The organism is Fictibacillus phosphorivorans (assembly GCF_007673525.1).
Classification (GTDB): Bacteria; Bacillota; Bacilli; order Bacillales; family Fictibacillaceae; genus Fictibacillus; species Fictibacillus phosphorivorans_C.
The window spans coordinates 2,851,681-2,863,021 of record NZ_VDZU01000001.1 but is presented as its reverse complement, the minus strand read 5'-3'; the positions used below and the strand labels follow the sequence as shown (position 1 = coordinate 2,863,021).

At 37.9% G+C, this 11,341-nt stretch carries 13 protein-coding genes and 2 riboswitches; of the genes, 7 read left to right on the top strand and 6 right to left on the bottom strand.

The window, feature by feature from the left end; translation table 11 throughout:
- Positions 1–10: 10 nt before the first annotated feature.
- On the bottom strand, positions 11–805 hold the full coding sequence (locus tag FS458_RS14345; RefSeq protein ID WP_066392448.1) for a cyanophycinase: 795 nt from the start codon (positions 803–805) through the stop codon (positions 11–13).
- A gap of 271 nt (positions 806–1,076) precedes the next feature.
- Here FS458_RS14345 and FS458_RS14340 point away from each other — a divergent pair, with 271 nt between their 5' ends.
- The 4 genes from FS458_RS14340 (at position 1,077) to FS458_RS14325 (ending at position 2,918) form a co-directional block, all read left to right on the top strand.
- Positions 1,077–1,571 (top strand): competence protein ComK, encoded by a 495-nt coding sequence (locus tag FS458_RS14340; protein WP_066392449.1) that lies wholly within the window; start codon positions 1,077–1,079, stop codon positions 1,569–1,571.
- A gap of 132 nt (positions 1,572–1,703) precedes the next feature.
- Entirely contained in the window at positions 1,704–2,024 is a 321-nt protein-coding gene (locus FS458_RS14335; RefSeq protein ID WP_144701618.1) for a hypothetical protein, read from the top strand.
- 84 nt (positions 2,025–2,108) lie between these two features.
- Positions 2,109–2,390 carry a hypothetical protein gene (locus FS458_RS14330; protein ID WP_066392454.1) on the top strand — a complete coding sequence of 94 codons (282 nt, stop codon included), beginning with the start codon at positions 2,109–2,111 and terminating at the stop codon, positions 2,388–2,390.
- 57 nt (positions 2,391–2,447) lie between these two features.
- The gene (locus FS458_RS14325) at positions 2,448–2,918 is read left to right on the top strand and encodes a hypothetical protein (RefSeq protein ID WP_260858649.1); all 471 of its coding nucleotides are present in this window, start codon (positions 2,448–2,450) and stop codon (positions 2,916–2,918) included.
- 41 nt (positions 2,919–2,959) lie between these two features.
- On the opposite strand, the gene FS458_RS14320 is transcribed toward FS458_RS14325, so the two are convergent.
- From FS458_RS14320 to FS458_RS14305, 4 genes are all read right to left on the bottom strand, one after another.
- Positions 2,960–4,402, bottom strand: coding sequence for a sodium:solute symporter (locus FS458_RS14320; protein WP_144701615.1), 1,443 nt, complete (start codon positions 4,400–4,402; stop codon positions 2,960–2,962).
- A 42-nt stretch (positions 4,403–4,444) separates the two neighbouring features.
- Complete coding sequence (locus FS458_RS14315) at positions 4,445–5,782, bottom strand: aspartate aminotransferase family protein (protein WP_186320626.1); 1,338 nt, start codon at positions 5,780–5,782, stop codon at positions 4,445–4,447.
- A gap of 90 nt (positions 5,783–5,872) precedes the next feature.
- Positions 5,873–7,249, bottom strand: a complete 1,377-nt coding sequence (locus FS458_RS14310) for a sigma-54 interaction domain-containing protein (RefSeq protein ID WP_144701609.1) — start codon at positions 7,247–7,249, stop codon at positions 5,873–5,875.
- Positions 7,250–7,466: 217 nt separating this feature from the next.
- Positions 7,467–7,889: an organic hydroperoxide resistance protein gene (locus FS458_RS14305; protein ID WP_137790096.1), complete on the bottom strand. Its 423-nt coding sequence runs from the start codon at positions 7,887–7,889 to the stop codon at positions 7,467–7,469.
- A gap of 157 nt (positions 7,890–8,046) precedes the next feature.
- On the opposite strand from FS458_RS14305, the gene FS458_RS14300 reads away from it, so the two are divergent.
- Positions 8,047–8,487, top strand: a complete 441-nt coding sequence (locus tag FS458_RS14300; protein ID WP_144701606.1) for a MarR family winged helix-turn-helix transcriptional regulator — start codon at positions 8,047–8,049, stop codon at positions 8,485–8,487.
- 147 nt (positions 8,488–8,634) lie between these two features.
- Here the strand turns inward: FS458_RS14300 and FS458_RS14295 are convergent, their stop codons facing one another.
- Complete coding sequence (locus FS458_RS14295) at positions 8,635–9,819, bottom strand: DHH family phosphoesterase (protein ID WP_144701603.1); 1,185 nt, start codon at positions 9,817–9,819, stop codon at positions 8,635–8,637.
- Positions 9,820–10,112: 293 nt separating this feature from the next.
- Between FS458_RS14295 and FS458_RS14290 the strand changes: the two genes are divergently transcribed.
- Complete coding sequence (locus FS458_RS14290) at positions 10,113–10,346, top strand: hypothetical protein (RefSeq protein ID WP_144701600.1); 234 nt, start codon at positions 10,113–10,115, stop codon at positions 10,344–10,346.
- Between the two features lie 51 nt (positions 10,347–10,397).
- Positions 10,398–10,646 (top strand): hypothetical protein, encoded by a 249-nt coding sequence (locus tag FS458_RS14285; protein WP_144701597.1) that lies wholly within the window; start codon positions 10,398–10,400, stop codon positions 10,644–10,646.
- 294 nt (positions 10,647–10,940) lie between these two features.
- A riboswitch (cyclic di-AMP (ydaO/yuaA leader) is annotated at positions 10,941–11,081 on the top strand.
- A gap of 51 nt (positions 11,082–11,132) precedes the next feature.
- Positions 11,133–11,287: riboswitch (cyclic di-AMP (ydaO/yuaA leader) on the top strand.
- Positions 11,288–11,341: the final 54 nt, after the last annotated feature.

Here is an 11,341-nt window from a genome sequence, read left to right as displayed (position 1 = left end):
CGTTCTCTCCTTAAGTGATGATTAATTCTCGTTTGTATAAGTCAAATACAGCACCCGCTCCAAGTGTATGGAAACGGATATCGGAAATCGTCATATTTCCTTTATTCTCAGCAATATCTACATACGTCGATGTTTTGCCATCAAATATGCTCACGTTGTATTCACCAATCACCTCAAACTGCTTGCCGTCGTTATGAACCCAGATTGCAGTGTTTTCATCGATACCGATGCCAATGATCTGAGGGTTTAACGCGATAGCACGCATGAGACGACTAAACCGATCACGCTGAGAAAAGTGCTGATCAATAATTACGTCTTCTAAAAATCCAAAGCCTGAACCTAACTCAAGTATAGAAACATCTTCTTTTTCAAACAGCTTTGATGAGATAATCATCAATCTGCTCATAACAGCAGCACCGGCACTCGTTCCACCGATGATCAAACCGTCTTGCCATTCTCGAAAGAGGTGTTTATAAAAGGATGTGCCACCTAAAATACTTGTTAGTCTTAATTGGTCGCCCCCTGTCATGAAAAGACCAGACAGAGAAGAAAGTTGTTCGGGTAATTCAGGGTCTTCCGCTTTTTCACGGGAATCTAAATGGAAAAGCAGTGGCTTAGTACCATGTAAGGTTTGAAACAGTTGATAATATTCACTGCCTACTTCTTCCGGATAGCCGGATGCTGTTGTCAGGATTCCTATCGGACCTTGACGATTTTTACATAGTGCAGAGAATCTGGATAAGATTATTTTCTTTTCGCTCTTGTCCTCATTGCCACCAATGATCAGCAGATCACCTTTTGCCATCTTTCATCAGCCTCTTATTCATTAAGTAGTAGGAAAAACAGGTCGAAATAATCGTCCATTTCGCCCTGTTATGTATTCCACGATTCGCTAGTATTCAAACCTATTTGAGGAATTATTTTACTGTTTATTTAAATAGTTAAAATTTTTGTAAAATTATATAGATTCTTGTCAAAACAATTAGTATAATTTACCTATTGGGAGTATTTTACTTTCTATTTTTCCAAGGGGAGGAGTTAAGGGTCATTTAACAATATAAAGGGAGGATGTATAAATGGAAAAAACATTACTTCTTCGATCCTACGAAATTAATACGAGTACTATGGCACTCTTACCGTTTTATAACGAATATGGAGAGGTTCAAACCGAAATTTTAGAAAGCGAAAAAAACGAAAGAGTTGCACTCAGCCCCATAAAAATTATTAACGAGAGCTGTTTGTTTTTTGGATCTAGCTATGAAGGCAGGCGTGAAGCAGTTCGTCGGTCTATGGGCTATGTGAGTTTATCCCCGATCATGATCAACCTCGAACTAGGCATTTTCTTTTTTCCTGTAGAATCTCCTAAGAATGAAACGTGCATCTGGTTATCCCAATCGCATGTTCAACGAATAGATTCCATAGATTCTGACACGTGCAGTGTCCACTTTAAAAATACCGCAAATTTAATTTTACCCCAATCTAAATATGCATTAGAGGCGAAATTGTTCCGAACTGCACAATACAGATATATCCTTAGCGAACGAGTAAATGAACGAATGATGAGATATTGAATAAAGTAGAATAATAGATACGAACACGCCCGATGCAAACTTGTACGGGCGTGTTTTGATTGGTTAAATGCCCCTTGAAAATTTGGAACTTTCTTCCTAATTATTCGTATAACATTTTGAGGAGGAGATATCATGAAACATTTTATTAGCTGTATCGTTACCGTTTTCTTATTGTTTGTTATTAACTATGTGGTTGCAAATCTATTAGGAGTGGCGTTTATTGATACTTCATTATTTGTTGGTTTGATTTTTGCTCTCACGATTCGATTTTTCACTTCAAAAGGTGGACTTTCATCAAACATGGTTCGCATGCAGGCGCAAGCTATGACAGGAATCAAGATTGAAGAAGAAAAAGCAACGTTCAAACCGAGTTATCCTTATTATACGGCTGTTATTTATACCCTCGTTTCTTTCATCTCCATATTAGTTTATTACAAAGATTATTTTATTTAGTAGATAGTTGATTTTTGAAGGGAAAATGGCAACAATGGATATTGAACTTCTTTTGAAGAATTTAAACAGGAGTGTGTCCATACATTGAATCTGCGTTTTGGTCGTTTATCATTATGGTTTTGTATAGCGGGAATTCTACTTGCTGGCTGGCCGTTCATCGTTCGAGATGATGTAGCTCAACAAGTTGCTATCTTTCTTTTTAGTGGAATCATGTTGTATTTTATCGGTGTCATCTTTAGCGTTATAGCAATTGTGAAGAAAGAAGCTGGAAAAGCTAAGTTTTTTGGGTTGTTTTTTATCTTGTTCATGGCTTTGATCTCTATATTCGGTCTGCTGTTGTTATCGTTTGGAATCGGTGGAAAATAAGAGAGAATGTAACTTTGGTACCCTTTGTTACGTCAAGTATTAAAAAAGGGAGCAGTTATGAGAAAAATCATCTTAACTTTAACTATAGCTCTACTAGTACTTGTTGGTTGTTCAAAAGACTCTAATGGTGAAATGCGTGGAAAAAAGCCACCAACTGCTTTTGCTGTCATTGGAAATGAAAAACACGTAATGAAGCTTGGTTCTTATTGCTGGAAATCAAACTTTTCGAGTATATGTGTAGATTCAGCAGGTCCCATTGAACTTGTTTCTAACGAAAAACCGATTCAAGTAAGATCAGGAGCCGAAATTTCATTTGCGATGAAAGGTTCCAAGCCAAACGAATATCATCTATCACAATTTCATGAGGAGAATGAACGGAAAATAGATGTAAGAACAAATACGTTTATAGCACCGGATACACTGGGTACTTACGTTTACGGATATAGCGTTTGGTGGATGTCTGAGGAAAAAGAAAATGTTTCTGATGGAGATGCACTTTATGCATTTGCTATTGAAGTTGTTGAATAATAATGAGAAAAGCCTCTCCCTCGGGAAAGGCTTTTCTATATTTAAGCTTGTTTTCTTCCTTCTTCTACTTCTTCAAGTACAACCTCTTCATCAAACGGTGTATCAAATTCAGTAGAGATTGGTGCAGTGAATAAGGAAATTCCTATTATACTAACCAGTCCAGCAGACATTCCATAAAGAATAGGGTTTGTTGCTGTGAGTCCTTCGATAAATAGCCCTGCTAGTACAACAACCGTAGAAATTAAAATGGCATAGAATCCTGAATTAGGAGTCGCTCGTTTCCAAAAGAACGTCATAACGAGTGGGATGAAGATGGCTCCCGATAGAATCGCATAAGCTACATCAAGTGCAACGAGTACATCTTGAATCCATATGGAAAAAGTAATCGCGATTAAACCAATAACAAGTGTTGTGAGTCTTGATGCTTTAATCATTTGTTTGTCGCTAGGAGATTTCAAGAAATATTGTTTTAAGATGTCGTTCGTAATCAGAGTAGAAGAGGCAAGTAACGAACCTGATGCCGTTGACATAAGTGCTGAACACACACTTGCAAGTACAAGACCTAATATTCCTGTAGGTAAAATGGTAAGTGCCATCTCTGCAAACGTGTTCTGTGGATTATCCAAGGCAGGTAGCACTATGAATGCACACATTCCGATAATGCTTCCAGCAATCGCGTATGCAAAACTATAAACTCCTGCAAAAATCGATCCATTTCTAGCTATCTTACTAGATTTTGCTGTGAAGACACGTTGCCAGATGTCTTGTGATACAACCATACCGAGCGCAAACAACAAAAAGTATTGGAAGATTTGCTGATAACCGATCCCTGTGAAATCTAAGTGAGATTGGGGAAGTTTTGTTAATAGATTTCCTATACCATCTACCTTTGAAAGACTCATAGGAACCATAATGAAGAAGATACCAACCGTCATTACGATGAATTGAATAATATCCGTGACTGTAACACTCCACATTCCACCAAGGATTGTGTAGAAGAGTACGATTCCTCCTCCAACTAACATGGAAGTCGTTAAGCTCCAGCCTAACAGTACATTAATAATCGTCCCCATCCCGATCACTTGGGTAACTGCGATCATCAAAGTATATATAGAAGCCACGATGGCACTTAACAGACGTGTTTCAGATTTGTACCGTTTTCCTAATAATTCACTGATCGTTGTGACTTTTAGTGAATCAATCTTTTTAATAAATATAGTACCTAAAAGAATAATGCCTAAACCAATCATAGATACAAACCAAATACCGGAAATTCCGAATTGATAACCTAGCTTTGTCGTTCCGATCGTAGCTGCACCGCCTAAGATGACGGCAGACAAACAACCAAGATACATAAACATGCCAAGGTTGCGTCCTGCTAATGTGAAATCTTCAGAAGTCTTCGCTTTAGTAGAGCCAATGATTCCTGCTCCAATCAATACGGCAAAATACAAAAGAATAATAACTGTATCAAAAGTTTGCATAATAAAAAACCTCCTTTTTAGTGTAATTCTTTAACTAAGCGTTTACGCGTTTTGGTAATTCTTTGATAATTGAGCATGAACCTCAACCAAATACTCTGTAAGTGACTCTTCAAGGACAGCAAGACCTTGATCGATTTGATCTTGGTTGATCGTAAGAGGAGGAATCATTCTGATAACCTCACCATGATTTCCGCAAAGATAAAAAAGAACGCCTTTTTCTAAACACTTGTCTAGAATATTTATGAGTGCTTGACCATCTGGTTTGCCTGTAAAAGGATCGATAATTTCAATTCCAATCATAAGTCCTACTGAACGAATGCTCCCGATTAACGGAGTACGCTCTTGAAGTTCTTTCAATTTTGCACATGCATAATTTCCCATGTTTTTTGAGTTTTCGATTAGTTTTTCTTTAGTTAGGACTTCAATTGTAGCGAGCGCCGCTTCGCAAGCGATCGGATTTCCACCAAATGTTGTCCCGTGACTGCCGAGAGGCCATTGCTGCATGAGTTCTTTAGAAGCAACTGTGGCACTTAGTGGCAATCCAGAAGCAATACCTTTTGCGATAGCCATGATGTCTGGCGTAACTCCGAACGTTTGAGCAGCGAACCATTCACCTGTTCTTCCGAATCCCGTCTGAACTTCATCGAAAATCAGCAAGATGCCATGTCTGTCACAAACTTCTCTGATCTTCTTCAGCCAGCCACTCGGTGGAACGATATAGCCTCCTTCACCTAGAACAGGTTCTACAATCATACAGGCGACTTCTTCAGGTGTTACTTGATGATTAAACAGTGTTTCAAAATCTTTCTCAAGCTTCTCGATGACATACGTTTCTGGATCTACTCCACTAGGTGCGCTCTTTACATCTGCATAGGGAACTTGATAGGCAAGGCCGTTCGGCTGAAGAAACTTACGATATTTACTTTTGGATGTTGTCACGCTCAACGCACCTAGAGATCGACCATGAAAGCATCCGGTAAAAGAAATCACATACGGTCTTTTTGTGACATGCTTGGCGAGTTTCAGAGCCCCTTCAATTGCTTCTGTTCCGCTGTTGGCGAAAAAGAAACAATCCAAATCACCTGGCAGAACAAGAGCTAGTTCCTTTGACAGCTTCAAGATTGACTCATACATGATGACTCCAGATGGTCCATGCATGAGGTGATCTGCTGCATCTTTGATAGCTTGGACCACTTTTGGATGACGATGTCCGGTATTTGCCGTTGCGATACCAGAAGTAAAATCAAGATATTGCTTTCCATCCAATCCATAATAGTAGCAGCCCTCTGCTTTTACGACGGGTAGGTTCGGATGATCTTTTGCCATACTTGGCGCTAATAGGTTTGGCATTTCACTAACAAGGTTGCTCCAGTTGTTCATTGACACGTGTATTACCTCCTAGATATTCCATACTCATGTTGTATAAATAATTTCTATATAGAATATCCATGCAAGGATCATGCCAAAAAACTAAATTATCTGATATTTTTTCATTTTTCTTACGATTGAAGGCTGACTAGTGCCGAGTGCTTCTGCCATCCGTATGGTCGTTCTATATTTCTTTCTAGCTGCTAATAAAATCTGTTTCTCTCTATCATCCAACATCTGTTTAAGTGTTTGTTCGGTATGAATAGACGGAGAGGGAATTGATGCACCTTCTTTTACATGATCCGGAAGGTGCTCGTCCGTAATAAGAGTGGTAGGAGAGAGTACCACTAATCGTTCCATGATGTTGATCAGTTCCCGTACATTTCCTCTCCATTCATAATGCAGAAGATGATGAATGACAGCTTCATCTAATCTTTTATTCTTGTTATATTTTTCTTCGAATTGCTGTAAGAGCATATGTATAAGTGGTACGATATCTTCGGTTCTCTTCCTGAGTGGGGGAATCGTTACAGGTACTACGTTTAAACGAAAATAGAGATCTTCGCGAAACTGTTTCTCATGGATCGCCTTCTGCAGATCTTTGTTTGTAGCTGAGATCAAACGGAAATCTACTTTGATTGGTTTCGTTCCTCCAACACGATAAAACTGTTTTTCTTGTATGACTTTTAAAACCTTAACTTGGTGCTGAAGGGGAAGTTCACCGATCTCATCTAAGAAAAGTGTGCCTCCGTTCGATAGTTCAATAAGGCCGACTTTGCCTTTTTGATGCGCACCTGTAAAAGCCCCAGGTTCATAACCGAATAATTCTGCTTCAAATAATGAATCTGGAATAGCACCACAGTTAACCTCAATAAATGGCCCTTTTGAACGATGACTTCGATTGTGGATAAATTTAGCTAACAATGATTTCCCGACACCAGATTCTCCTAAGATGAGTGCATTCACATCTACTTCAGACAACTGAAGTGCTGTTGAAACTGCTTTTTTCATATCTTCACTTTTAGCGATGATTCCAGCATCATGAAGTTGTTTGCTTCTTAATAGACCTAGCTCTGTTTTTACGCGCTGCATCTCTTCTTCCATAGCAAACAAAAACTCTTTATATTGAGCGAGTTCTGTAATGTCGTGTGAATAGCTCACAATTCTATATAGTTCGCCTTGTTCGTTATATACAGGAATCCCTGTAACAAGCAGTTTTTTTCCTTTATTTGTTGTTTGTACAAACGTGATTTTTTTATTTTCTTTTACAACCATTGGTGTGAGAATCGGTGTGAATAACCCTTGAGCTTCTAAATCATAAACAGATTTTCCAATCAAGCTGTCTGATTCAACTCCGTAAATCTTTCCTGTAGCCTCACTCACCTTAAGAATAATACCTTCTACATTAGTTACTAAGATGTCGTCTTTTAAAGAATGAAGAATCTGTTCATTTTCATTCCAATCTTTTGATTGACTCAAGTTAATCAGTCCTTTGGCAACAGAATAAGCTATTCAATTCTGAATAATTATTTATTTATGAATAATTATACGACTACTTATTTTGATTAGATATAGGAACAAAGAATTTTTTTAAAAAAGAAATTAGGAGGTAATACGGCCCTAAGAAGTGAAAAGGGGTAAGAAGGGAAGATACAAATAAAAAAAGGGCCATTCGATTGGCCCTTTTAGTCTTTCATTATAAAAGTTCAGTTTTTAATTCAACGTCAATGTTACCGCTTGTTGCTTTAGAATAAGGACAAACACCGTGAGCAGTCTTTACTAATTCCTCAGCTTCTTCTTGTGATACTCCATTAACCCCAACGTTTAGAACTACAGCAAGCTTAAACCCGCCATCGGTATCTTTCCCTATAGAAACTTCAGCCGTCACTTTTGATTCAATTCGTTTTTTGCTTTGACGTGCAACTAAGTTTAGTGCTGAATCAAAGCAAGCTGCATATCCTGCTGCAAATAGTTGCTCAGGGTTTGTTGCGTTCTCGCTTCCTGATCCACCAAGCGCTTTTGGCATAGCTAATTCATGATTTAATACACCATTATCACTCTTAACCGTACCTGCTCTTCCACCTTCAGCTGTTGCTTTTGCTGTGTATAATGCTTCCATTCAAAACACTCCTTTGTTTGTGTAAAATTAAATTGTGTACAACTAAATAACTCGTAATCATCATAACGTATCCTTTTTGTAGAGTCAAACAATTTAATTGGGTAAAACTAAATTGTGCTATAATGCAAGTACCCTTTACAAAAAGAAAGGAAACATCATGAAAAGTGAAACCTTAAAATTAGAAAATCAAATATGTTTTAAAATTTATACAGCGGAACGTGAGATCACAAAGCTTTATCGAGAGTTGTTAAAAGAACTCAACGTCACATATCCACAATACTTAGTTTTGCTTCTTTTATGGGAAAAACATTCATTATCTGTAAAAGAATTAGGGCAAAGATTATTTTTAGATTCAGGGACCCTTACTCCCATGTTAAAGCGCATGGAGATGAATGGTCTCGTTGAAAGAAAAAGATCAGAACAAGATGAGCGCAGTGTGATCGTGTCTGTAACGGAAAAAGGAAATGCTTTAAAAGAAAAAGCAGAGTGTATTCCAAGTCAGCTTGTTGATAATATTCCGATGGGAAAAGAGGAACTCTCAACATTGAATGAAACGTTGACAAGTATGTTAGAGCAGTTGCAGAATCATTCCAAATGATAGAAGAAAAGACGCTTAGAATTATTCTAAGCGTCTTTTCTTAACCAGATCTCTTTTACAGGAGGGCAGTACTCTAGGTTTTCGGTGTCAATGTGAACGCGGTATGTAAATAAAAATACCTTGGCTGTAAAAGCCAAGGTATAAAGGTTAGTTATTGTTATTTGCTTCATCATCACGCATCAGCCAACCCTCAAAGTGGCGCTTGACGTAATTTTCCGCATCTTGATAGCTTTCAAATGTTTCTTCAACTGGATGAGTCTTATGAGTGATCACCCATGTTTGGTTATCTTCAGAATAAATCTTAGATACTTCACGGTGATTGTTCACATATAAGCTGCCATCAGGATTTTCCTTCACGTTGTGCTCGTTCTTTGGTGCATCGATTCGTCTAGGCTGTTCATGGAATGCAGCAACAACAAACTTTTCAAATGCTTCAGAAGTCATGTTTCCACCAGAAGCTTTAGGGTGCCCGCCGCCACCATACTGCTTCGCATAAATGGAGCAATCCACTTCATCATGAATGGTACGAAGACCGATTCGTTTGTTTGCGATATTTAGAATCACGATCAAGTCTAAATGAGGATTTTCACGATTGATCTCGTTTCCAAGCTCAGAGTGATAGCGTTCAGCATGTAGAATCCCAATCTTATACGTTTTCTCTTCAGATCCCTCCCCTAAAGACCAAGTATCCCAGATCTCGACCATCTGACGTTGTTTCTTTTTGATGTAATCTGCGATGTTTTCTTCTTCTAGATCGAGAATCGTTGTTTCTGTTTCTGAGAATTGAAAGGTATCACCTTTTAAACGATCCATGATCTGATCTTCAAATTTATCAGGAGGTAGGATAAAGAATAAGTCGTTCAAACGCTTAGCTTCAACCTTCTGGTCAAACCATTCCCACGTATCATATAAACGGACAAGCTCTACATATTCATCGAGTGCACCTGTTGGTTTTAGCTTATTGTTCTCGATCAAGTATTCGTAGAAAAGGGAAGTGGCACATGTTAAACGGTCATCGTCATAACGAACTTGAACATGCCCCCAGTCAAAGCCATTGAAATGAAGCGCTGTTGCATGATGATCGATCAGCTTCACTTTTCCGCCAGCATTCGAGCGTTCATCAAGCCTCATCATTAATTCTTCATTGACCGCAATATCGGTAATGATAATTTCTGTTTTTCTCTCTTTCGGATTATCGAGCAGCATCTCTACACGATCGTTAATCGTTCCGTGTGAACAATACGAAATTTTACAATTGTCTCCAAATGCTAGTTGTGCTAAATAACCGCACGATTTTCCGTCTAAATCATTGTGTGAAAATAAATGAATCATGTCAGTATCCTCTCTATTATGCTCTCTGTCTAGAGTATCGTCATAAAGCATAAAGTTCAACCTTTAAAAAAATTTACTATATCGTAGCATCGCTTTTATTCAAAGTATGATCATATTTCACCGTTATCAATAGAGAGAATATGCATAATCCCTCATATGAAAAGCTATAAAAATACATTTACAATGAATGGAATTAGGTGGAAAATGATTAAGTGGTTAATTATGTAAAATGGAGGTCTTGATGTGAAGGAATTTCTGAAAGTGTTTCAGAATAAAAACTTCAGAAAACTAAAATGATGGGACGTGTCCAAGGATGGATCTCACCGATCAATATGTTGTCTCATACGATGACTCTCGGTTTAATCGCAGTGCTCTTTCCGAAAGTTTTAACTGTGGAAATGCTGTTTTGGGTAATTGGAGGATGTCTGATTGTGGTTGGACTCTTCTATATGTTAACTCTACCTAAGTATGATATGGATGAAGAAGAAAACAAAAAAGAGCTGCAATTAGAAAAAGTACCAGGTTAAAGGTGGAGATTATGGCGAACCCCTTTTATAATGAAAAGCGGAGGGGAAGTCATGGCAACATTTCAAAACGTACTATTCTGGATCTTTTTAATCTTACCGATCATTCTTTTCTTTGTAGCGATTGCAAGAACTTCATGGGTTTTAATGCTCGTAAACCTGTTCTTAGCTCTGCCGATCATTTGGTTTGTGAGCTGGGTTACAGAAAGTTATGGAGCTGTCTTCGTTGTAATTGCAATCCATTTGTTCACAGGAGTATGGCTCTGGACGAAAAGACAGAGATTGGATTTCAGATCTTTTTAACAAAACTAAGCAAAGTTCAATTTGCTTAGTTTTTTTTATGAGTTATTATGATTTTGCATTAAAACTTTGTATTTATTAATTTGATTTATTAGAATATTACAACTATTAATTTATTTAAAAAACACCGTAAATAAAAGATAATAAAAGAAATTAGATGATTTGTTTGCTATTTATGAAATAAAAGGTTGTATTTTTATTATTTTCAAGTGAAATATAAATATTTTGGAGTTTTTATTTCGTTTACAACGAACTAAAGCAGGAGTAATATATTTCTTATCGTAAAACTTTAAAATTTTTCCATGACCGCTGAATCCATTTTTGGAACGGAGGAACCATCGGCAGTTTTTTATTGCCTGGGGTGAAACTTATTAAGTCGGGCGACTTCTGCCGTCCGAACCCGTCAGCTAACTTCGTAAGCGTGGTAGGAGAGGGAAGGTGAACATTAACAAAGAGTAATGACAACTTAAAATATGATATTTATATCATGCGTCTTTATCGCTTAATTCCTAAAACTTTTAGGAAGCGGGGGAACCAATCGCAGGCTATCTTGTCTGCATGGGGTGAATCTCGAGAGATCGAGTAGGGCTACTCTCAAGCCCGAATCCGTCAGCTAACTCCGTAAGCGTTCAGAGAGAGGCAACAAATTTCGTGTATTCACACGCTTATTCAAGTATGTGTAGAAGCCGCGAGAAGAG